Source organism: Pseudoflavonifractor sp. BSD2780061688st1 E11 (genome assembly GCF_005844125.1).
In the GTDB taxonomy this organism is placed as follows: domain Bacteria; phylum Bacillota; class Clostridia; order Lachnospirales; family Lachnospiraceae; genus Sellimonas; species Sellimonas catena.
The window spans coordinates 1-24,649 of sequence record NZ_SPHM01000044.1; the positions used below are offsets into that span (position 1 = coordinate 1).

Annotated in this window: 17 protein-coding genes; 2 read left to right on the forward strand and 15 right to left on the reverse strand. The window is 46.1% G+C overall.

All coding sequences use genetic code 11. The features are described 5' to 3' along the window. The first annotated feature begins 264 nt into the window (after positions 1-264). A complete protein-coding gene (locus tag FGQ85_RS15310) occupies positions 265-750 on the forward strand; it encodes an ABC transporter ATP-binding protein (RefSeq protein WP_087167118.1) in 486 nt (161 codons plus the stop codon). 109 nt (positions 751-859) lie between these two features. Here FGQ85_RS15310 and FGQ85_RS19220 read toward each other — a convergent pair whose 3' ends face one another. From FGQ85_RS19220 to FGQ85_RS15350, 8 genes are all read right to left on the reverse strand, one after another. Next, positions 860-3,190 carry a D-serine ammonia-lyase gene (locus FGQ85_RS19220; RefSeq protein ID WP_347563108.1) on the reverse strand — a complete coding sequence of 777 codons (2,331 nt, stop codon included), beginning with the start codon at positions 3,188-3,190 and terminating at the stop codon, positions 860-862. Beyond that, entirely contained in the window at positions 3,171-4,130 is a 960-nt protein-coding gene (gene speB, locus FGQ85_RS15320) for an agmatinase (protein ID WP_087167117.1), read from the reverse strand. The genes FGQ85_RS19220 and speB overlap by 20 nt, the downstream gene beginning before the upstream one ends. 21 nt (positions 4,131-4,151) lie before the next feature. Beyond that, a complete protein-coding gene (locus FGQ85_RS15325; protein WP_138373867.1) occupies positions 4,152-5,159 on the reverse strand; it encodes an ABC transporter ATP-binding protein in 1,008 nt (335 codons plus the stop codon). Positions 5,160-5,165: 6 nt separating this feature from the next. Then, positions 5,166-5,549 (reverse strand): ABC transporter permease subunit, encoded by a 384-nt coding sequence (locus FGQ85_RS15330; protein ID WP_087167115.1) that lies wholly within the window; start codon positions 5,547-5,549, stop codon positions 5,166-5,168. 23 nt (positions 5,550-5,572) lie between these two features. Continuing rightward, on the reverse strand, positions 5,573-6,088 hold the full coding sequence (locus tag FGQ85_RS15335) for a DUF1934 domain-containing protein (RefSeq protein ID WP_162610125.1): 516 nt from the start codon (positions 6,086-6,088) through the stop codon (positions 5,573-5,575). Between the two features lie 18 nt (positions 6,089-6,106). Continuing rightward, the gene (gene murI, locus FGQ85_RS15340; protein ID WP_087167113.1) at positions 6,107-6,955 is read right to left on the reverse strand and encodes a glutamate racemase; all 849 of its coding nucleotides are present in this window, start codon (positions 6,953-6,955) and stop codon (positions 6,107-6,109) included. Between the two features lie 118 nt (positions 6,956-7,073). Then, a complete protein-coding gene (pfkA, locus tag FGQ85_RS15345) occupies positions 7,074-8,048 on the reverse strand; it encodes a 6-phosphofructokinase (protein WP_087167112.1) in 975 nt (324 codons plus the stop codon). A 109-nt stretch (positions 8,049-8,157) separates the two neighbouring features. Continuing rightward, positions 8,158-11,622, reverse strand: a complete 3,465-nt coding sequence (locus FGQ85_RS15350; RefSeq protein WP_138373868.1) for a DNA polymerase III subunit alpha — start codon at positions 11,620-11,622, stop codon at positions 8,158-8,160. Positions 11,623-11,762: 140 nt separating this feature from the next. Between FGQ85_RS15350 and FGQ85_RS15355 the strand changes: the two genes are divergently transcribed. After that, positions 11,763-12,959 (forward strand): Gfo/Idh/MocA family oxidoreductase, encoded by a 1,197-nt coding sequence (locus FGQ85_RS15355; RefSeq protein WP_138373869.1) that lies wholly within the window; start codon positions 11,763-11,765, stop codon positions 12,957-12,959. 87 nt (positions 12,960-13,046) lie between these two features. On the opposite strand, the gene FGQ85_RS15360 is transcribed toward FGQ85_RS15355, so the two are convergent. From FGQ85_RS15360 to FGQ85_RS15395, 7 genes are all read right to left on the reverse strand, one after another. After that, positions 13,047-14,300 carry an ATP-binding protein gene (locus FGQ85_RS15360; RefSeq protein WP_138373870.1) on the reverse strand — a complete coding sequence of 418 codons (1,254 nt, stop codon included), beginning with the start codon at positions 14,298-14,300 and terminating at the stop codon, positions 13,047-13,049. Between the two features lie 574 nt (positions 14,301-14,874). Next, positions 14,875-15,378 (reverse strand): hypothetical protein, encoded by a 504-nt coding sequence (locus tag FGQ85_RS15370; RefSeq protein WP_138373871.1) that lies wholly within the window; start codon positions 15,376-15,378, stop codon positions 14,875-14,877. Between the two features lie 57 nt (positions 15,379-15,435). Further along, on the reverse strand, positions 15,436-18,075 hold the full coding sequence (locus tag FGQ85_RS15375; protein WP_138373872.1) for an FtsX-like permease family protein: 2,640 nt from the start codon (positions 18,073-18,075) through the stop codon (positions 15,436-15,438). A gap of 261 nt (positions 18,076-18,336) precedes the next feature. Beyond that, a complete protein-coding gene (locus FGQ85_RS15380) occupies positions 18,337-20,040 on the reverse strand; it encodes an ABC transporter ATP-binding protein (RefSeq protein WP_138373873.1) in 1,704 nt (567 codons plus the stop codon). Between the two features lies 1 nt (position 20,041). Then, positions 20,042-20,794, reverse strand: coding sequence for an ABC transporter ATP-binding protein (locus FGQ85_RS15385; RefSeq protein WP_087253741.1), 753 nt, complete (start codon positions 20,792-20,794; stop codon positions 20,042-20,044). Beyond that, positions 20,794-22,779 carry an FtsX-like permease family protein gene (locus tag FGQ85_RS15390; RefSeq protein WP_171027989.1) on the reverse strand — a complete coding sequence of 662 codons (1,986 nt, stop codon included), beginning with the start codon at positions 22,777-22,779 and terminating at the stop codon, positions 20,794-20,796. Before FGQ85_RS15390 ends, FGQ85_RS15385 begins: the two co-directional genes overlap by 1 nt. Before the next feature lie 850 nt (positions 22,780-23,629). Next, positions 23,630-24,505, reverse strand: coding sequence for a hypothetical protein (locus FGQ85_RS15395; RefSeq protein WP_138373875.1), 876 nt, complete (start codon positions 24,503-24,505; stop codon positions 23,630-23,632). Positions 24,506-24,649: the final 144 nt, after the last annotated feature.

Sequence of the window (24,649 nt, forward strand, 5' to 3'; positions counted from 1 at the left end):
TTGAATCAATCTTCCAAAAACATTGATAAATACGATGTTTTTGGAAGATTTACTTTTTATAAAGTGGCAAAGTCGGGTATCCAAAGAGCTGCGTCTTTTGTTAATTCGAATATTATTTCCATATACTTTTTCCTCCTCGATTCCTGCTCTTATTATACTTGCAGGGGAAAAAAGATGCAACCCGCCTGCAAACTACTTGCGCTTCCCCAAAAACAATGCTACAATACAACATGTGTAACAAAAGATTGGAGGAGAGTAATTAAGATGAGTCCGTTTTTTATCGTATCACTCGTGATTCTTGTTATTCTGGTCATCGCTCTGATCGTCCTTTATTTTCTTGGAAAGCGCGCTCAGAAGAAGCAGGCGGAACAGCAGGAGAAGATCGATGCCATGGCTCAGACAGTTTCCATACTCGTCATAGACAAGGGCCGTATGAAGCTGAAAGATGCCGGTTTTCCATCTATCGTAATGGAAAGCACGCCGAAATATTTACGCCGGTCCAAGGTTTATGTCGTTAAGGCAAAAGTCGGGCCGAAGATCATGACATTTATGTGTGATGATAAGGTTTACCCGCTTGTTCCTGTGAAAAAAGAAGTCAAAGCTACCGTGAGCGGTATTTATATTACAGGAGTAAGAGGTGTCAGAGGGCCTCTGGAAGCTCCAAAGAAGAAAAAAGGATTTTTTGCAAGAGCTAAGGAAGCAGCCAGGGAAGAGGCTTCCAAGAATTCATCAAAATCAAAAAAGAAATAAGACAGCATAAAGAGTGCGGAATATTTCATCCGCACTCTTTTTCTGTCTCTTTTTCTATTAATGATTCCGGACTCTCCGGTATCTTCTTTCGTTTTCCCCTTCCGGAAAACTATGCATTTTCCCGGTCAAGGAAAATCGGATTGCTCCATGCAGTCTTTCCGTATCGGTCAGTACATTTTACCCTCACATATTTCTCATGTCCTTTAAGGACATATTCGCCGCTTTCCACTGTCTCGTCCACAGATCTGCATACAATTGATGTCCCGTCGTTAATACAGTTGCCTGCGATGAAATCGATCCTGTACACCGGGCTTGAGCTGACATATGCTTTTCCGTCCCGGATTCCCCAGTCGTAGATTTCCGGTCCTGAGGATGAATAATAATTTCCTGCCAGCATGTTTTTTACAATCGCTTCGTGGGAAAGTTCCTCTGCCTTTACAACGATATATCCGCCGCAGGCGTCTTCCACAATCCCGTCATTATGATTGTCATCGGATGCAAAGGCAAAGATCTGTTTTCCTTCCCGCAGCATGACATCCCAGTATGTCTCATCATATCCGGTGGCACTTTCATTTACCGTGCCGTAATTATAGATTTCCATCGCCCAGATTCCTTTTGTATGGATGAATTCTTCCTCCCGCACTCTGGACCAGATCGGATGATTGTAGGTCGCGATCATTCCTCTGGACGTCATCTCATCCGCCAGTTTCTGCGCAGCTTTCGCTCCATCCCAGTCTCCGTAATATTTGTCCACCGGATGGATTTCCATATGCTTGTACGGCTCTTTTGTGGCCTGTTTCTGCATTTCTTTCGTGCCGAGAATTCCATGGATGTGATGCACCTTCGGTCTGAGTTTCGATCCTTCTGACTCATAGAGCACGGCAGAGGCCTCAAGCCCCGGAAGGATAATAAAGTCCTCACAGTCAAATTCGTCCCTGTAATCGGTATAACGATCGTGTTCGGAAAAGCAGAGGAAATGATACCCGTGCTCCCGGAACAGTTTCACCGACTCCGCCGGTGTCAGATGGCCGTCAGAATTGACCGTGTGGCTGTGAAGGTTTCCTTTGTACCAGTTTCCACTTTCTGCAAATCCCGGTACGTTCAGTGACAGGATCCGTGCCTCTTCCAGATACTGCCTGCGCATCTCTTCCGGCACCAGGCTTCCTCCGGTCGCCCAGACGATCTGTACGGCGTTTTCCATCACCGGCTCCAGCCCGTGTTCCTTCACATACTTCTGAAATTCCTCCTGTGCTGCCATCGCTGACACACCTGCAAATCCGGCGCAGGCGCTCGGCTCCAGGAAAATCTCTTCCGTATCCATCAAAAGCTTCATATACTGAAGAAGTTTCCGGTCTTCCACTGTCACTTCGCCGCTTAATACACGTTCCATCATCTTTCCCGCAAAGGCAGACGGACGTCCTACCGCAAGTCCGTCTGCATCGGTCTTTCCTGTCAGTCCGATATCCTGAACCGCAATCTCATTGTGCAGTCCGGATGCCATACCAAGCAGCATACAAGGAGCCTGCACCGGCTCCGCGAAGAAACAATGCACCGCATCGCCAAACACCCATTTGAGTCCCGCCGTAATGCCGCCCGGCGCTCCGCCGACTCCGCATGGAATATAGACAAAGAGCGGATGCTCCTTATCTACGACAATCTTCTGTTCATCCAGCTGCTCTTTCAGCCGTTTTCCTGCTGTCGCGTAGCCAAGGAAGAGTGTTCTGGAATTTTCATCATCCACAAAATAGCTGTTTGGGTCCTGATCCGAGAGCGCCCTTCCCTGTCTGACCGCTTCTCCGTAGTCCTGCTCATATTCCCTGACTTCGACACCGAACTTCCGAAGAATCTGTTTCTTCCATTCTTTTGCATCCGCAGACATATGAACAATGACCCGAAATCCGAGAACTGCACTGATAATACCGATGCTGAGCCCCAGATTTCCTGTGGATCCCACCTGAATCGTATACTTCCGGAATACTGCACGATTCTCTTCCTCGCCAAGCACCTCGTAGCTGTCGCCATCTTTCAATAGACCGTGCTTCACCGCAAGATCCTCCGCGTATTTCAGCACCTCATAAATCCCGCCCCTTGCCTTGACGGAACCTGCAATGGCAAGATGGCTGTCTTCCTTTAAGAGCAGTCTTCCGTCAACAGCGCTTCCGGTCTTTTCTTCCAGCGCCGCCTTCATCTTCGGGATTTCCTCAAGAGGGGACTCGATGAGTCCTCCCCGGTCTTTCGTCTCCGGGAAATACCTGAGAATCAGCGGTGCAAACCTCTCCAGTCTTGCCCTTGCATCCTCAATCTCTTCCGGCCGGACATCAAAAGTTTCTCCGGCATCATCCCAGCATTCTTTTTTCGGATTGATCCACGCTGTTTCCTCTGCTCGTGCAAGCTTTTCTACGACCGGATTTTCACCAATCCTATCTTTGATCTTTTCCATGCTTTTTCCTCCATGCAATATGAGACATGAACTCCTGAATGATTCCTGCTGCCGCAATGGCAGTGATTCCCGAACCGTCAAATGCGTTTGCCACTTCTACCACATCGTATCCCACAACATCCAGATCTTTTAAGCCATGCAGGATCTCCAGCGTCTCCCAGGTGGAAAATCCGCCCGGCACCGGTGTACCGGTTCCCGGAGCAAATGCCGGATCCAGGAAATCGATATCAAATGTCAGGAACACTTTCTTTCCGCCAACCCTGCTTTTGATCCGGTCTATGACCTCCTGTGCACTCATGTGGTGTATCGTAAGAGCATCGATGGACTCGTACCCGAGATTTGCGGAATTCTGCGCGTCCTCCGGTCCGTAAAGCCCTTCCCTGATTCCTACCTGAATGGAGCAGGACGGATCCACCAGCCCTTCCTTTGCCGCATGGTAAAACGGTGTACCGTGGCTGTACGGTTTTCCGAAGTATTCTTTGATCGTATCGTAGTGGGCGTCAAAATGAATCAGCGCCACCTCTCCGTGCACATCCTTACATGCCCGAAGCTCCGGCAGCGTCACGCTGTGGTCTCCTCCGATGACAATCGGAACGGCTCCGCTTTCAAAGAGTGTTCTCATCTGCGCATGCACCTTGTCAAAAGTCTCCTCCACATACCCCGGCACCGTCGGAAGATCGCCGTAGTCCACTCCCCGGCATTCCCCGAAAATATCCACTTCCAGAACGGGATTATACGGTTTGGCCGCCAGAGAAGACATCTCCCTGACCGCGGCCGGGCCAAATCTGGCCCCTGCACGGTAAGTCGCACAGGTATCGAACGGAATTCCTGCCACGACAAAGTCCGCATCCTGAAGATCCGTGTCATTCTCCATTCTCATAAAGGTCTGAATCCCTGAAAAACGCGGGATTTCGAGCGAATTGACGATTCCATGTTTCATAGTCGTTTTTGTTCCTTTCTGCTAAATTCTGATGCAGTTGTGATCTGCTACAGACAGACGAAGTTTCTGTCCGTTTTCAAAAAGTACCTTACTTCTGAAGAGTACGTCTACTTTCATTTTAACACCATTTGCATTAATATTATACTGCAAAACGTTTCCTTTTGGTGTATTATCAATAATTACGCCTTCAAATGTATAGTCTGTCTCTTCCGACGGATCTGTTACAATCTGAATCGTTTCCGGACGGATTGCGATTCCGTTTTCAGATGCAATCTTCTTTCCGGTTACGGACGTGAACTGCTCCCGGGAAAGAATATTATAGTTACCGATGAATGCCGCTGCAAACTGACTTACCGGAGATGTATACATGGTAATCGGATCGCTGGACTGTTCAATGCGTCCCTCGTGGAAGAGGTGGATCGTATCAGACATTACCATCGCCTCGTCCTGATCATGGGTTACGAAAATACAGGTCAGTCCCAGATCCTTGTGAATCTGCTTGATGCTGTTCTGCAGAGACTTCCGAAGCTTCGCATCGATGGCGCTTAACGGCTCATCCAGAAGCAGAACCTTTGGCTGCTGCACGATACTTCTCGCAAGCGCCACTCTCTGCTGCTGTCCTCCGGAAAGATTTTCCGGATAGGCCTTTTCCTTTCCTTCCAGCTCCACGATCTGAATCGCAGAATCCACTTTCGCCTTGATTTCTTCTTTGCTTTTCTTCTGCATTTTCAGACCGAAGGCAATGTTTTCCTCTACTGTCATATTCGGAAAGAGGCTGTAGTGCTGGAACACCATTCCGATGTTTCTGTCTTTTGGTTCCAGATTGGTAATGTCTTTTCCATCCATGATGATCCGGCCGGAGCTGATCTCTTCGAGGCCGGACAGACACCTAAGAAGCGTACTTTTTCCGCATCCGGAAGGTCCGAGCAATGTCACAAACTGTCCTTTTTCAATGTTCAGGCTGATATCTTTCAATACCTGGTTTTTTCCGTAAAACTTGTTGATATTCTGAAACTCTATGTAAGACATCTTCTCTTATCTCCTTTTCTTGCTTTTCTGCAGACCAAATCCCACAAGTGAAATTGCCAGCGTGATAATAAACAGAATCACGATCACGGCACTTGCCTTCTGTCCGGACTGTCTCATTGCCGAATACAGGTACATCTGTCCGGTCGGGAAATAGTTTCCTGCCAGTGTATTGATAATTACGAAATCTCCAAACACGATGGACATGGCCAGCATGACGGATACCATGATTCCATTTGTGATATTCGGAAGAATGATCCTCCAGAATGCATAGAACTTTCCTGCTCCCAGCATCTGCGCCGCTTCCAGAAGCCTCGGAGCGGACACTGCGTCCAGATTGTTTCTCACTCCCTGATAAACATATAGAAAAAAAGAGTACTCTTCATCCAGCATGAAATGTACTCTTTGTCCTGTCTTTATTCTGCTTTTATGAGATCCTGCTTCTGATGCTCCATCAGCTCTCTCACCATCTGAGCCGACTTTTCCCCCTTGCTGCAGGCATGAATTTTGACGCAGCAGTCCGCCATCGGCTTGTCTTCCATCTCCATCCGGTAGCGGATCTCCGCAAGGATTTCGTCCTCTTTTACATCAACATCAATACCGGTCGTCCAGACGCCAAAGTGAAGCTGACCGTACGGAGTCTCATAACAGGTAAGGGTGCGCTTGTCCTTCTCAAAGAACAGTCCTCCTCTCATCTCTCCTGCTTTCATGATTTCAACGATCCGGTCTCCCGTAATTTTGATCTTGCTTTTTCCAATCTTTCGACCGCTTCCAGACGTCTCATCATACACGAAATAATGTTTTCCATTTTTAAAGAAATAATCAGCAGAAGTAAGCATTTCCACTGCTTCAGCATCTTCGGCCTTCTGTTCTCCATCGTCCATCATCTCCCACTGCATTCCTGTAATTCCAAGTAATATCTCTCTATCCATAATCATTCCCCGTCATGTTTAATATTCTTCGATATTGATCCGCTGGGTTGTGCGGATATCATAAGGAAGGATGGAATTTGCAAACTGCTTGAATTTGTCCGCCGTATCGCTTACGTAAAACTCATAGGAGCCGTTGGCACAGACCTGACCGCTCTCTTCTGCGCTGCTTTGCCCTTCATTGAGCAGATCCATCTTCCTGAGAAGCTTCTTAAGCTCCATCGCCGTCTCATAAGCAGGATTCACCAGCTGAATGCCGTCTCCCAGATATTTCATGATCCGGGATCTTAACAGCGGATAATGGGTGCATCCAAGAATCATTGTGTCTATATCCGTCTCTTTCATCGATGCCAGATAGTAATCGATGACCTCCTCCGCAATCTTGTGCTTTGCAAATCCTTCTTCCACAATCGGAACAAAAAGCGGACACGGCTTTCCGATCACTTCCACACCCGGAAGCATCTCCTTCATCACTTTGGAATACATCTGGCTCCGGATCGTCGCCTCTGTCCCGATCACGCCGATCTTTTTATTTCTGGTGGCCCGGACAGCCGCAGCGGCTCCCGGCACAATCACTCCCATAATCGGGATGTCGGTCTCCTCTTTCACCACATCCAGCGCCAGCGCACTGGCTGTATTGCAGGCGATCACAATAGCCTTGACATTCTTTGTCTGCAGAAACCGGATGATCTGCCGGCTGTAACGTATGATATTATCTTTTGATTTGCTTCCGTACGGCACTCTCGCAGTGTCCCCGAAATACACCATATTTTCGTCCGGAAGCTGCCGCATGATCTCTCTTGTTACTGTCAGTCCTCCCACTCCGGAATCAAACACTCCGACAGGCGCCGCCTTTTTATTGCTACTCACAGTCCATATCTCCTTTTTACCTTCTGTCCTATCATTGTACAATTTCTGTTTTTGCTTTTCAAGTATAAAAAAGCAGGGAGTACGCAATGCCCCCTGCTTTTTGGCTCTCCAAGGTAAATTAAAGAGAGAGTTCTTTTGCAATATCGTACTGATACTGCGGAATTCCCTTTTCCATTTCCAGTGCTTCGTCGATATCAAAGTCTACATATTCGCCGTGCTTGTAGCCTACGACACGGTTTGTCTTTCCTTCCAGAAGAAGATCCACTGCCTTTGCTCCCATGATGGACGCGTAGACACGGTCTTTTGCTGTCGGGCTTCCACCGCGCTGCATGTGTCCAAGAATCGTCGCTCTTGTCTCCATGCCTGTTGCCTCTTCAATCTCTTTTGCAAGGCCGACGGAGTTACCGACACCTTCTGCATTGATGATGATGTAATGCTTCTTTCCGCGTTTTCTGTTCAGCTTGATATCTTCGATGATCTTCTCTGCATTATAATCATGCTCTTCCGGAAGCAGAATTCTCTCTGCTCCGTTGGCAATACCGCACCACAGCGCAAGGTATCCCGCATCACGTCCCATAACCTCAACGATACTGCATCTCTCATGGGATGTAGAGGTATCACGTACTTTGTCGATGGCTTCCATCGCCGTATTCACCGCGGTATCAAATCCGATCGTGTACTCTGTACATGCGATATCCAGGTCAATCGTTCCCGGAAGACCGATCGTATTCACCCCGAGATTGGACAGCGCTCTTGCTCCTTTAAAGGAACCGTCTCCTCCGATTACAATCAGTCCGTCAATCTCATATTTCTTACAGATCGCTGCCGCTCTCTGCTGTCCTTCTTCTGTGCACATCTCCTGGCATCTTGCAGTCTGGAGAATCGTACCTCCGCGCTGAATCGTATCGGAAACATCGCGCGCGGACATATCAATAATATCTTCATTTAAAAGTCCTGAGTATCCTCTTCTGATTCCTCTGACCTTCAGTCCATTTCCAAGCGCTGTTCTTACAACGGCACGAATCGCCGCGTTCATTCCCGGCGCATCTCCACCACTCGTTAAAACACCTATTGTCCTGATTTCTTTTGCCATGATTCTTATACCTCCATTAGGTCATCCCCTGATTTCTGTATGTGTTTTCTGTGAATAGTTTAACCACATAATATACTAAACTATTTATTTTCGTTTTTCAATATCTTTCCTATATCTTTGACTTTTCTACTACTTTTACCCGCTCTTTGCCAAAATAGTTCGTCAATCTGCTCATGAGTTCATCTGAGATATCCACATTCCGCCCCGCCGGAAGCTGTTTGACTGCCCGTTCTGCCTGACAGTAAATGAAGACTTTCTCCTCCCCTTCACTCATGTGGAGCATGGAGTAGACAAGCTGCTCTTCCTGAAGGAAGGATGCCTTATCCGGATACTGAATCCAGAGCTGTTTTTCTGTCTGTTCAAACGGAATGATCGTCTCACAGATCAACTTGCTGGCACTTTCGTCTTCCTCAGACACCCGTCCCCTTACGAACACCTTCCGGTCCACTTCCAGATACTGCTGATTCTTCTCGTAATCCCTCGGGAAAATCACGACCTCCACCGTACCAAGCAGGTCCTCGATGGTAATAAATGCCATCACCTTGTTGGTCTTCGTATATTTTATGGTGCGGGACGTAATCATACCGCCGATGGTTTCTTTGGCCCCGTCCCGGACTTTCGTATGTCCGGTCTCATCGTCATACTGGAAATCATGTGTCGTCGCCGTGATCGCTTTCTTCCACCGCTCCTCGTATTCTTCCAGCGGATGACCGCTGACATAGACGCCGAGCACTTCCTTTTCAAAGGCAAGCATCGTCTCCTTTTCGTATTCACCCACATCCGGGAACTGAATATCAAATTCCTTTCTCTGATCCTCATCCACAATATCAAACAGGCTCATCTGTCCTGCCATGGAATATTTCTTCTCCTGATTGATCTGGTCAAGGATCTTAAGATAGACCATCATATGCTGCTTTCTCGTCCCGGTAAAACAGTCGAAGGCCCCGGCTTTAATAAAGTTTTCAACCGTCCTTTTGTTGATGTCCTTGCCGGACATCCGCTCCGCGAAATCCCGGAGGTTTTTGAACTCTCCCCCGGCCTCTCTTTCCCGGATAATGTCATCGATCACGGACCGTCCGATACTTTTGATTGCCGCAAGGCCGTAACGGATATCGCCCCCGTCCACGGAAAAGTTGCCGTACCCTTTATTGATGTCCGGAGGCAGCAGTTTTATGCCCATCTCTTTACAGGTATAGATGTATTCCGCCACTTTCCCCGGATTATCGATGACCGAAGTCATCAGCGCCGCCATAAATTCTACCGGATAATAATATTTCAGCCACGCCGTCTCGTAGGAAACGACCGCATAGGCCGCCGCGTGAGACTTGTTGAAGGCATATTTCGCAAAATCAATCATCTCATCGTAAATCTTGTTGGCTGTCTTCTCATCGATGCCGTTTGCCACGCATCCCGGCACGTTTTCCTCCGGATTGCCGTAGACGAAATTCTGACGCTCCCGCTCCATGACATCGCCCTTTTTCTTTGACATGGCACGCCGCAGAATGTCGCTTCGCCCCAGCGTGTATCCCGCCAGATCCCGCACGATCTGCATAACCTGCTCCTGATAGACGATACATCCGTAGGTCGGTTCCAGAATCGGTTTTAACTGCGGACAGTCATAGGTGATCTGTTCCGGATGATTCTTTCCTTTGACATACTGCGGAATAAAGTCCATCGGTCCCGGACGGTACAGAGAAATCCCCGCAATGACGTCCTCCAGATTCCGCGGCTTTAATTCCTTCATGAAGCTCTTCATCCCGGCGCTTTCCAGCTGGAACACGCCGTCCGTCTTTCCGCTGCAAAGGGAATCGAAGACTGCCTTGTCATCATAGTCGATCCTGGACATATCGATCTTTTTCCCGGTGCTTTGCCGGGCAAGCCTGGCCGCATTCTGAATGACGGTAAGGGTCCGAAGCCCAAGGAAGTCCATCTTCAGAAGACCCAGCTCTTCCAGCGTCGTCATGGTAAACTGGGTCACCGGAGAATTGTCCGATCCAAGGGAGAGCGGCACATATTCATCGATGGACTTCTGACTGATGACAACCCCCGCCGCGTGCATGGACGTATGTCTCGGAAGACCTTCCAGACGCCTGCTCATGTCAATCAGTTCTCTTACCTGCTCATCCGTATCGTACAGCTTTTTCAGCTCCGGATTCATCGTAAGCGCCCGGTCCAGCGTCATATTCAGCTCGGTCGGAATCATCTTTGCAATGCTGTCCACAAAGGCGTACGGAAGATCCATGACACGCCCCACATCCCTGATAACTCCCCGGGCTGCCAGGGTACCGAAGGTAACAATCTGCACCACCCGGTCTGTTCCGTATTTTCTCGTTACATAATCGATGACCTCCTGCCTTCTCTCGAAGCAGAAGTCCACGTCGATATCCGGCATGGTGACACGCTCCGGATTCAGGAACCGCTCAAAGAGCAGGTTATACCGGATCGGATCAATGTTGGTAATTCCAAGACAGTAGGACACGATACTTCCCGCCGCGGAACCTCTTCCCGGTCCCACCATAATGTCATGATCCCGTGCATACTTGATGAAATCCCACACGATCAGGAAGTAGTCCACATACCCCATCGTGCGAATCGTATCCAGCTCATACTTCAGCCGCTCCACCAGTTCCTTGGGGCTTCCCGGATACCGGTTCTCAAGCCCGTCAAAGCAGAGCTTCTGCAAATATTCCCATGAGGTATAGCCATCCGGCACATCGTATTTCGGGAGCTTGGTGACTCCGAATTCAATCTCCACATGGCAGCGGTCTGCGATCTTCTGCGTATTCTCAAGTGCCTGCAGGGCATACGGGAAAAGCCCCCGCATCTCCTCTTCACTCTTTACATAATACTGACCGCCTTCGTAACGCATCCGGTTCTCATCGGAAAGCTTCTTTCCTGTCTGAAGACAGAGCAGGATGTCATGCGGTTTTTCATCTTCCGCGTACGTATAGTGGACGTCATTGGTAGCTACCAGCTCAATTCCCGTCTCTTCCGACAGACGAAGAAGGCCCTGGTTGGCCGTCTGCTGCTCGCCCATCCCGTGATCCTGCAGCTCCAGGAAAAAGTTCCCTTTTCCGAAAATATCCTGATACTCGTATGCGGCTTTCTTGGCCTCTTCATAAAGACCCCTCACCAGATTCTTCTGCACCTCTCCGGCCAGACAGGCACTCAGAGCGATGATCCCGCCGCTGTACTGCCTCAAAAGCTCTTTATCCACACGCGGCTTGTAGTAATACCCTTCCGTAAACCCTCTCGATACAATCTTCATCAGGTTGTGGTATCCCTCATCATTTTCCGCCAGAAGGACAAGGTGGTAATACCGGTCATCATTGTGCCCTGCCTCACGGTCAAACCGGGAACCCGGAGCCACATATACCTCACATCCAAGGATCGGATTGATCCCCGCCTTCTTTGCTTCTTTATAAAAATCGATCACACCGTACATCACACCGTGATCCGTAATGGCGGCACTGTTCATGCCGAGTTCCTTCACGCGCGCGACATACTCCTTGATCTTGTTGGAACCGTCTAACAAACTATATTCTGTATGAACATGCAAATGTACAAAACTCATTGTGTTCCTCCTTTTCCGGTACCTATTATAGCAGAAAAAAAGGCATCGGAAAACAGGGGCGAAAAGAGAATTGTGATTATTGTAACTCTCTTTGCTTTGTGCTATGCTGTGGATGAGATTTCATGAAGGAGGACTTGATTATGGAACCATTAAAGATCGGACTTGTCGGACTGGGAAGCAGAGGCTATATGCTTTTAAAGGAAACCCTTTTGTATATCCCGGAAATGCAGATTTCTGTCGTATGTGACGCTTATGAAGACAGAATCAAACAGGCACAGGACCTGATCGAAGAGCGCTGCGGGCATCGTCCTGCTGCCGAGCCGGAGTATTCAGAAGTTCTGACCCGCTCAGATATTGACGCTTTGATTATCGCCACCTCCTGGGAGCACCACGTACCTGCTGCCATCCAGGCAATGAAAGCAGGAATCCCGGTAGGAATCGAAGTCGGAGGCGTATACAGTCTGGAAGAATGCTGGGAGCTTGTCCGGACTTACGAAGAGACAAAAACACCATTTATGTTTATGGAAAACTGCTGTTACGGACGCCGTGAACTGATGGCCCTGAACATGAAAGAGCAGGGCGTATTCGGAGATATCGTCCACTGCCGCGGCGGCTATATGCATGATCTGAGAAGCGAGGTTACCCGCGGAAAAGAAAACCGCCATTACCGTCTCAGAAATTATCTCAACCGGAATGCGGAGAACTATCCGACTCACGAACTCGGTCCGATCGCAAGGATCCTTGATATCAACCACGGAAACCGGATGCTCACTCTGACAAGCACCGCTTCCATCTCCAAAGGGATGAATGAATACGTGCGCCGGCACCCGGACTGCGACCAGTCCCTGCTCCACGCACGGTTTGCTCAGGGTGATGTTGTCAATACCGTCATCACCTGTGCCGGAGGGGAAACGATTCTGCTGACACTCGATACCTCTCTTCCACGCTACTACAGCCGTGATTTCACAGTCTGCGGCACAAAGGGCATGTATGAGGAAAAGACCGATTCCGTCTTCCTGGACGGACTGTATTCCCTGGAAGAGGAATTCTTCTGGAACAAACACTGGGGAAATGCAAAAGAATACGAAGAGCAGTATGACCATCCGATCTGGAAAGATTTCTTGAAGAGCGAAATCAAAGGCGGACACGGCGGCATGGACTACCTCGTCTTCCGTGAATTCGCACAGTGCATCCGCGACGGACGGCCTTGCCCGATCGACGTCTATGACGCAGCTTCCTGGATGTGCATCAGCGTCCTCTCTGAACAGTCCATCGCAATGGGCGGACATCCGGTTGCCATTCCGGACTTTACAAACGGGCGGTGGATGACAAGATAGACACCGTCGGACTACAGTAAATAGAAAGCAACCGGTGCATCTCACTCCATGGGATGTATTCCGGTTACTTTTCGTATGCTTTATTCTTTACCGGATATGATATTTTACTCCTCTTCCGGCTCCCGTTTTCTCAATAATATGTTTCTTCAACAGCAGATTCAGACTGCGGATTGTCGAATCTTTTCCTGTTCCCGCCAGCTTTTCAATCTCACTTCTGCTCACGGTTCCCTTGTCCCGGATAATGTCCAGAATCCTTCTTTCCTTTTCTGAGAGTTCCTCATCTGATGCGATTACCGGAAGTACCACCTGAATGGAATTCTCAAAAATCTGATAGGACGGTTTTTCCAATGCATTAGAATAAGACCGGTTAATTCTCATAATCCCCGTTCCAAACTTCTCAATATATTTCAGCCGGAAAAAAACATTTCCAAGAATCGGATTTCTGAGGACAGAAATCTGCCCATTCAAATATTCTTCCCGGCCAATTCCTGCCGGGAGCCCGCCAGGTGAGCTGATTTCGATTCTATCTTCAAACATACTGATTTTTATGGAAGCCCGGACATCCCATGCCCGATGTACCAAAGCATTTGCAATCGCTTCACGGAAGGCCTTCTCCGGTATCTTGTCAATTTGTTTTCTCTCAACGCCTTCTATTTTCTCATACTGATAGTACGTCTGGAACCTCTCGATACAACTGCTTAACTGTGCCAAAACAGACATATGTTCAAACGTCGCCCTGTCCATGATCTCATCAATACTGCTTCCGAAGCGAATCATATCGATTCCCGGAAACTGATTTCTGTCAGCCAGTAAAGCTGCCGCATTATTGAATCCTCTTTTTTCCGAATAGAGTTCCAGCGTTTTCAGGATATCTTCATTCAGACTGGTAATTCCCAGACTTTCTTTTAACTCCTCTTCCAAACGGTCAAATGTCAGTTCCTGCATAGATGAAGGAAGTTCTTCGTAAGACTGATTTTGTCCCTCCAGAATCAGTCTTCCATATTCCAGGCGATCCACCTCAGTGGCAGCGGAATCATACCGCTTATACGCTTTTCCTTTATAAAGATAAGGTTTATAAGGACCCTCGCAGACGCTGAGAATAATTGTAGAATCTTCCCCAATCTCTATCGAATATTCCGGAACCGGTTTTATACTGTCATTAATCTTATTTTCCAGATTTAGACATGCTTCTTCCGGTTTAGAGATTCCTTTTACAGTTCCATCATCTGCAATTCCAAAAATGATCTTCCCACCACCATAATTTGCATATGCACTGATCGTTTTCAGAAATGTTCCTGATTCCATATTTTCTTTATATTCCAGCCTTTTATTCTCTCTCATCGCACATCACCTCTCCTATTATTATAAAATCGTCGCAATCATTTTGCAACGATTTTGTTTTGCGTTGCACTTCTTTGTACAACGATTCGTTTTGCGTTGCAAATCAATTGCGTCGATTCTTAAATAAAAGGATTTCCAGATCTACTGATTTTTCTACATCATGCAAAACTTTTTACATAAAGTTGCTCGACGATCACTTAGTTTCCCGGAGAAAAAATTGGAAGACTTTTCCTCTGTGGAATTCTTCCGATTTTTTATATTTTACCTTCTTAACAATCTTATTTTTCATCCAGTGTCTTGAGGTACCCATTCAACCAATTCTACTACCTCTTTCGCTGTTTCCAACTGCTCTTTTGCATCTTCTATTGAAATAATATAAAAGTCATCGTAATCGCTGGCATGTCGAACTTCTTGTGCCCTGCTGATTTTTCTACTGATTTCTTTCGGAAATACACCGGTATGGACAAAATCCTCCTTCCCGGATGTTTCTCAATTTCAATTATAGTATATACATTCTGCATACCAAAAATCAACCGCAGCAGGCTAAATCCTGCTGCGGTTTCCCCAATATTTCCTATAACTCTGTAATATCCAGATTGCCGATCTTCCCATCGTTCACTTCTGCTCTTCCCTGAATTTCCTGCGGCGTATCTCCCACATTCATGCTGACGCGGAATTTATACGCTTCGTTATCTTTCGTGATTTCTGTTTCAGAAATCTCCCACGTCTCGTCTGCCGTATACAAGTCCAGCATATAGCCAAACAATCCGTTCTGGAAGTCATTCATGCCATTCGAATCCAGATAGGTGCTGTATGCTTTTTCAAATTCTTCCGACGCCTGCTGCGCTTTTCCCGCCGTTTCTTTCTGTGTCTGCTGATCTACACCCAGCCCTATGACGGACGGCGAATCCATGACTGCCTGATACAACTTTGCATTTTCTTCGCTCTTGGTGAATGTCTGATTCAGAAACTCCTTTACGAGCTGTTCCTCCTTGTCCGGTCTAAGAAAAACAACCGACATACCAAGGCAGACCAGAAGTGCTGCAGCTACTATCGTATAAATATACTTTCTTTTCATAAGCTCTCCTTTCTGAACAGGAAGCCCCTGTTCGGAGCACAAGATCTTACTTTTTCCCTATTCTTTCTCAACATGTTTCCAGATATTCCAGTCCATCACCTGACAGGCAGCTGCCCACACCAGAATCCAGATCAGATAGATCATTCCAAGATATCCAGCAAACTGCAGTGTTTCCTGCATGGTATACAGCCTTGCCTTTGCAGTCAATGCCGCGAAGATAACTCCTCCCGTGATCCCGGACAGCACCGGTATGAGTACAAACATCCGGATCTGATACCGGAGCTTGGCTTTTCGTTCCTTCTCGTGCATTCCAAGACGTTTCAGGAAGATATTCTCCCACCGCCAGTTATCTTCTTCCGACTTGACTTTTACAAAGAACTGAAAGACTCCGAGAATCATCAGTACCAGCAAAATGAATCCATTTCCCATTCTCGTAAAAAAGATTTCCGACTCTGTATTGACGATCATTTGAGATTTCACATAAAACGGCTGGATATTATTGTCCCATACCGTGTCAAAATCCTGCTCCTCGTTCAGATATTCCAGATCCGCCGCTGCCTGATCCACAAGGGCATCATCCAGATTCATACAGAAGAGTGTTGTTGGTCCCTCTGTAAGATTCTCCGGATGCCGGACTGTGTACATCCGCCACTCTTCTCTCGTCATCTTCTGTCTCGTCTCCCAGTTTTTCCTGTTATACGCCGTGATCCGGTCATAATTTTCCTGAAAATACGAATCTGTCAACACGATCAGATTATCCTGCATTCCCTGGTGAAAGCTTCCGGTCAGGCTGGCTCGCTCTTCGCCTGCGATGGTTCTGACCGGAAAGAATCTGCGAAAATCATCCGGATTATAATATTCCAGAGGCTGGCCGAACCTTAAATGCTTTTCCAGACGTCCGGTATCCCAGTCAATCGTATGTGCCTTGACAGACAGATCCTGCTGATACACTACATGCAGCTCCTCGCCCTGCAGTGAAAGCTTTTTCGGCTCTTTTCCCACAAACTTCCGCATCTGCTGATAGGTGCTTTCCGAAATGGCAATCTGCTGTCCCTGCGGCCACTGGATTGGTCTGGTTGTCCTTCTCCACGGCTTGATTTTATCGCTCCCGTAGATGGAAGTCATCCGAAGCATCGGATACTGCGTAACCCGGGCTTCATACTTATCCGCAATCACTTCCAGCTTCTCAAGCTCCGGCTCATATGCCGTCACCACGATATCATACGGGTACATGGACGGAATCTTCTGCGGAATACATGCCCCCGCCATCGGCGCCGCAAACATCCCAAGCGCAAGGAACTGAATCACTGCCAGAAGAAACAGACGCTCTATATTACTCTCAAACTTGTGATAAAACAGGTTCCTTTTCAAAAGACCGGTATCATATCTATGCTTTCTCTCCCGTATCCGCATCCACAGTGCTGTTCCGCCGGAAAGCAGAAGGAACATTGCCACAACCGTCAAAATATGGATAAACCTGCTCTCCGCCCATTCTCTGACCGAATACCATCCCACCGCCAGAGCTGCCAGAAACACTCCTCCTGCAATCCAAAGACTGATTCCTTTCCTCAACCGTTCTTCCTTCTGTACATCCTCATTTCTGTCCACGGACTGTCCCAGGTCAATGAAGTTTTCCTGATTAAAAGCCAACGACAATCCCATCAGAATCAGGAAAGAAATCAGTCCGATGAGAAAATAGTTTCCGGTAACGACTTCCGGAAATACCGCTCCGCCCGGGATCCCTTTTTGCAGCTCCATCCGCATTGCAGAAGCTCCTGCCGCCCCTGCTCCCAGACCAAACACTGCGGCGACAAGCACGCCCGTCCAGAATTCCAGCAGAAACTGCATGTAGACTGTCCGCCGTCTGATTCCCAGAATAACAAGCAGACGGAAATCCTTTTTCGCTTCTTTGATATACCAGGCACTCATCATTGTCATCATCACGAGGTGTAAAAGGATCAGAATCAGCCCAAGACTCCGGAACAGACCATACAGCCCGTCCCCGGTAATGGAACTCTCCATCTCATAGGTATCTTTCATGATTCCATACATGGAAAAGACGATAAAGAGGCTCGCTGCTGCAAAAGCTTCCGAAGCAATCATCAACACCTGCACCTTTATTCTGGACCGGAACATCCTGCGGATCACCTGATAAAATTCCTTCGGGTACTTCCCCGGAAAGTAATTCGCCTTCTTCCGGTGCTGTCTGTCGATCTTCTCTTTCTCCCGCGCTGCAATCACTTCTTCCTCGGTGTCTTCCATTGTTTCCTGACACCGGCAGTATAAAAACTCAATTCCCCCGATGAAAGTAAACAGGCAGTATACAAGCATCATGCCCGCTATATCCGTCTTGCTGAAATCATCCGGAGAAATGGGCAGCACTGACACAACAAAAATAGAAATTCCCAGCCAGCACAGCGTCTTTGCAGAAAGCTTTTCCAAAATGCCAAGACTTTTATTACGGATCATAAGGATAAAACGGATCAGATAAAGCAGGGCCGGCACCATGCAGAGCATCAGCAGAATATACCGGATCTGAAATCCCGTATCCACTATCATAGTGAAAATCACCATCGCGCCGCATGTCTTCCCCTCTTTCAGTATGATGGGACAAAACAAAAACAGGAAAACCTGTACGACACTTACAATCAGGCGGCACCACCAGATCTTTTGCTGATATTTCGATCTCTTCTTCATAACACCTTCACCTCCAGCCTTCCCCGGCCTCGTATGAACTTTTTATCCTCTTGATTTACTCACCATCGGTCTCACCTCTTACCAAAAACAGATTTCTGTTTACAATGTTTTTTCGTCTCTAATTTGTCTAAATAATAACATTCAGACTATTCATTTTCAATATCTTTGCACTCTATTTTCATTAATTTTTTTGACATTTTTTACAACGCAATTACAAAACGGATACGCACAAATCGCGTATCCGTCGTAATCTATTTCCTTCTACTGTTCTTTATATAACTTCTGATATTCTTTTGAATTTTCCAACAACTGCTCATGTGTCCCTGATGCAACAATTTCTCCATGATTTAGTACAAAAATCTGATCGCTTCTTTTTAGTACTTCCTCTTTATGGCTGACGCTAATGACAATTGCCTTTTTCCCAATCTCTTCCAACACATCACAGACAACTTTTTCTGCCGCCCCGTCCAAGTCTGATGTCACTTCATCCAAAAGATAAAGCGAACTGTTTCTTAAAATTGCCCGCGCCAGACCAAGTTTCTGTTTTTGTCCGCTTGAAAATTTGGATGCCCCTTCCGTGACTTCTGTACGATATTGCTTGTCCAGTTCCATGATATCTCTGTGTATTCCTGTCTTTCTACAGATTTCTTCCACTTTTTCTCTCGATATAGAGGCATCTCCAAAGCCGAGATTTTGATAAACATCTCCTGAAATAAAAAAAGGTTCTTTCTCCATATAAGAAATCTGATTCCGCAATGACAAAATATCATAGTCTTCTGTTGGAATGTTATTCACTGTAATGGTTCCGCTATCCTGTTCATAAAATCGTTCCAGAAGTTTCAGAATCGTAGTTTTGCCTGTTCCATTCTCCCCGGCGAAAGAATAAAGCCCCGGCTTATCAATCTGAAATGAAATGTTGCGGAGTACTTCTGTATTCTTTTCATAAGAAAACGAAACATGATGAAAGCATACTGTGTGAATCATCTCATTCAATACGATGTTTCCATTCATTTTTGTCTCCATCAGTTCTTCTTTCACTTGACTGATTCGCTCATAACTCACGATCACACCCTGCTTGTTCAGATTCAATTCAAGGACTTTCGATACCGCCTGCATCAGCATTTCCAGATAGGAATTAAATGCAACCATATTTCCAATTGTCATTTTCCCATCCATAATAAAAAATCCTGCTACAGTAAGGAGTACCACATTCATTACGCTCCCAAGAACCGCCCGCAGCGCTGTGACTCCCGATGTTAGTTCCGTATTCTTCATCTCTACTTTCAATTTAGATTTCAGCAAAGAAGCAAATTTTTCCACAATCTTTTTTTGAATTCCAAACGCTTTAATCGAATTCAGTCCGGAAAATACCTGATTTAAAAAGCTGTAATATTCATCACTTACTTCTTTTTTTTGCCGTTCTATTTTCCGAATCCGATTACGAAACATATAATTTGCAAAGTAAAGAACCGGAAGAAATCCGACAGCAATCAATGATAATCTCCAGGAAATCAGTAATACAAAATAGACTGAAATTGCCAAATTCAGAATAATCATCAGGACACTGCTGATAAGATCAATATAATATCCTGCTACTGTCTCAACATCAAACTCAATGCGGTTAAGCAGTTCCCCCTTTTCATAAACTTCTGCATCTTTTGTCTTTAGATGCGTGATTCTTTTCATCATCTGACCTTTCATGTCATTTTCAATGCTGGTTACGGTCCACTGTCCAATCAGAGTCTCCATCAAAGAAAAAACTTGTACCAACAAAAGTAAAAATATGTAGATCACAATCCAGATTTGAAAGGTTTCTTTTTGATCAAGCGAAATCACATCAATCACTTTTCCAAAGACATAGGGGGCTAATCCATTTAGCCCCACACCTATGCCAATGATAAGTACAAGAAGTATGAGAAGCCCCTCTCTCGTTTTCAAAAACTGCTTGTAAATATCTTTTCCCATATTACAGATCTGCCATCCGGCCGATAATCTCCTGATAAAATTTCTCCTGATTGTCTCCCCGGTTGAGGGTATCCAGAATCACCCCGTCCTTCAATAGAATGATCCGGCTGCAGTTGCTTGCCATCTGCGGATCATGTGTTACCATAACGATGGTCTTTCCGAACTCCCGGTTGATCCGGTTCAGAGCGTCGATGACGATCTTCCCGGACTTGGAGTCCAGGTTCCCCGTCGGCTCATCCGCCAGTACCAGATCCGGGTCGTTGATGAGCGCCCGGCAGATCGCCACTCTCTGCTTTTCTCCTCCGGACAGTTCGTACGGATTCTTCTTGAGCAGATGGGTGATCTCAAACTGATCTGCATATTTCTTCGCCGCCTTTGTCATGACATCCACTTTTTCTTTTCCGAGGATCATCGGCAGCATGATATTTTCTTCCACGGACAGACTGTCCATCAAATAAAAATCCTGAAAGATAAATCCGATCTTGGTCCTTCGGATGTCCGCCAGCTTATCCCCGAAAAGATCTGTGGTATTCTGCTCCATGAAGAAAACCTCTCCATCCGTCTGCTTGTCGATCATGCCAAGTACCTTCAGAAGAGTCGTCTTCCCGCACCCGGATTTTCCCATGATGCCGACGAACTCTCCTTCCTCCACGGTAAAATTCAGTCCTTTCAGGACTTTAATATCATCCTCGCTCTTTTTAAAGGACGACTTCTGATAATTCCGAATCAAATCTTTTACTTCCAGTACATGCATTACCCCTGTTTCCTCCTCTCACGTTTTAATCTGCGTATCACATACCATCCGAATAACTGTTGGATCAAATATACTATCACTAAATAGGCGATCATGATCGCCGCCCAGTACTTCCAGAATTCGGTTCCGACTCCGTCGCCTCCACCGGTATTCTGCTGATACAGATAGGAACATACATACAGCACACCCATGACAAACGCCGCTCCTGCCGAAATCATTGTCAAAATCTTTGTCTCAAACCGGATATTCTTTCGCTGCTCCTTTTCTTTCATTCCCATATAATTCAGGAACTCATACCGCCGTTTGAAAGATGTCATCTCCGACAGGTTCTTCAATGCCACAACGAAAAATCCGCTGAGCAGAAGGGTCGCCATCAAAAACAGCTTGCTGGACAGGCTGAATACCGCACGCATCCGCTGTCCCTTCAAAAACTCATCCGTATTGTACAGACTGTTCTCCATCATTACTTCATTCTTATTTTTGATTCCATTGGCATCATTATATGCAGTCAGTTCTGTGTATGCATCCGCTCTTTCCCTCGCCGGGAAAGTAAACAGGTAAAGCTCGGAAGCTTCCGTCTTGTCCCTCCGCACTTCCTGCCACCGTTCTTCAAAGAACTCATCGGAAAAAATAACCATGTTTTCATGGTACTGATCCAGCGAATACTGTCCGATAAGACTCTGGGTGAAAGCTTTCGTCAATTCGTAATGATACGGTTTCCCTTCCTCTGTATTCTTCAGCATGACCATATTAAACTCTGGATCATAATTTCCTACAAACACATCTTCATACAAATCATGACTGTCCCAGTTCGTTATATCTTTTTCCTTCCGAAATTCCGCATCCTCCATGCCAAACCAGATCTCGCGTCCTTCCAGATCACAATCTTTTCCCGTCAGTTTTTGATATGTGGAGGCGGACACGCCGATCTGCTGTGCTGTATAAGCGGTTGTGACACGCAGCATCGGAAACTCTGTTACGGTACCGTCATATTTTTCAGCCAGTTCTTTTGCATACTCTTTGTCCTCTTCCCTTGCAATCCATACACTGTCATACGGATAGTTCTCCCGGTACCTATCAAGGGGCAGGAGGCTGGAAATTTCCACTGTCAGATAGGTCAGAGCAAAAAAGTGAATCACTAACAGAAGGATCAGGATCATCAAATTATTCTGGAATTTACTGTACAACTGGTTTAGCTGAAAAATATGGCGCAGATAAGATTTTTTCCGTTTCCGAAACCGCTCCAGCACCCACGCCAGTCCAAACACGACAATCAGTACCATGCCTGCCGGAAAGACCGCATGGGACGTCAGATACATAGAATCCGAACCCTGATACATGTCTTCCCCAATCACAAGAAGAACAATACCCAATACAACCAGCAGAAGCCACCGCCCGCTGACCGGACGTTTCTCATTCTGCTCTGCGGACGACATGAAGGCGCTCATATCCTTCCCGTCCATCCACGTAATCAGCGCCACGAAAACAAGCGCCATAATTCCGATACTCAGACCGCAGGCATTTCTCAGAATCTTCCAGTCAAATGCCGTGATCTTGATAAACTCCGGATAGATACCCCGGATCCAGTACTGGATGCCGTATAACAGCCCGATTCCAAGCAGAATCCCCAGAATCAGGGAAAGCACACATCCTGCCACATATTCAGTCAGCATCATGAGATAGGAGGTTCGTTTCCTCATGCCAAGAATAATAAAGGTGGAATAGTCCTTCATCCGAAGCTGAATATAGTGCTTCATAGAAAAAACCATCAGCAAAACAGTGATGACGGTAATGAGTCCGGCTGCAATCTTGAAGTCCATTTTCAGTGCCGCTGCCGTCACCTTATCTGTAATTGCTTTTGTTACAATGTCATTCATGCCCCAGAATGCGATCATCTCCGCCACCGCAACAATATTGCTGATGAAAAATAAAATGTAATTATGTAAATTACTTTTAAAATTTTTGAGAATAATTTTATTAAACATCATACACCTCTGCAACTATATTATACACTGAGTATATAACAACAGAATTGCCATGTAAACATGGCAATTCTGTTGTTAAGTATACTACTTAATCACTTTGCGTACTGGCGGTCTGGAACTAGTAGATACAGTACAGTTCAGACTGCATGTACCTTCACAGCTAACCAGAAAACACGATTCCCTACATCCAAAACATAATCTTGGCTCTGGACTATTTGCCGGAGTCTTTCTCACTTTGGAATCATATCTGCTCATATTCTTCGCACCTCCTATATTGATTTTGCATCGCAGATTACAATCTTCTGTTACCACGAAAGTCAAAGACTGTGCTCCTCCTTTTCCCCATTCAGGCCGCATACGACCGACTGTGTATCCCGTCTCTTCCATGCGATTTTCTCCTCATGTATAATATGTTTTCTTCTTTACTGACATTATCAAAATTGTCATTCTTTATCAACGAATTGACCATGAGTTTCTCTTTTCTGTCCATGAATTTTTATTATATAAATATAATTGACTCAACTTTCCCACCAGTATAATCCTTGCTGATACTTGATTTATCTGGTAAAAAATACATTTTATTCTCATCATGCATCTTGACAATTTTATTTTTTAGTTGAAATGATGCTAACAGAACAAATTCGGCCATTAAATCTGACGCATTTCCTTCTAGCCAAACAAATAAAATAGTCAAAAAACTGCCACCAGTTTTTGTATCTGATGGCAATCCTATTGTTTACTTGACGAGCAACAGTTTACTTTTCATCTTACAAAGCCGTCAGCTTTCCCTTCCTTCTGTCATCTATTGCACAAATGTTTCTCACTTCTAAAATCAAAATGTATACTCGCTTTACTCTTTCACCTGCATTTCGTACTGTTTCCACACTTGATCCGTCAAATCCGAAAGGGTTTTGTCCCATCCGTTGTCCGGCTCTACTCCCCATTCTACAGTTTCCCGAATATTCGATATCATCGCCCTTTCCGCATCTGTAATAAAATATGCTCCGTCCAGTTCTCCGAAGCTTTCTTCTACCGCCGAAATTGTCGCCTCCGAACGGTCAGATAACCAGTTTTTAATCTCATTTTTCTCTACCGCAATTCCAGCGCTGCCGCTGAGAACCTGGTCTACGTTTTCGCTTCCTTCTTCCTTCATCTTGTCATTTAGAAACAACATTAAGAACTCATATGCTTTTTCTTTCTGATCACTGGACATACCAACAGCTCCGTAGGTCATAATGGACGCCATCTTTCTTCCTTCTAGATCCGGAATGATTTTTGCAAAAGCCTCTTCTCCTCCGATAAATGAACGAACCGGCTGAATTTGATATTGCTCTCCCATATCATATGCCACATCCGGAATCTCTTCCTGTCGGAACTGCATGTACGTTTTCGTAAAGGTCTCCCATTTTTCTTTGTCAAATAAAACTTTCTGTGCTTCATAATCCACTGCCGGCTGAAACCATCGTCCTGATGTCAAATATAAGCTTCCATTGATTGCTTCTTTTAATCCAGGATCATCCAGTTGTTCCATCTGTTCCAGCCATTCACCTAGCGTATCCCCTGTTATTTTTTCAATATCTTTGGTTCCTGATAATACATAATAATAGCAAGAAAGCGGAATGATGTATTGCTTTCCATCATATTGTCCTGCATTTAAAATTTTTTCATTATAGGTCGTATCTTCCCAATAAGAGTCTGTCTCCATATATTTATCTAACGGAGCCAACACTCCACCTTGCATCGTTTGGTATGGATTCGCAAATAGTTCGGTTTTCATCTCCGCCGCATCTGGACTAGTGTACTGACCTGCTGATTTTTAGCAATACTGCCACCTCATTAAGAGGCAGTAGTAAATGTGGGATACAGCGAA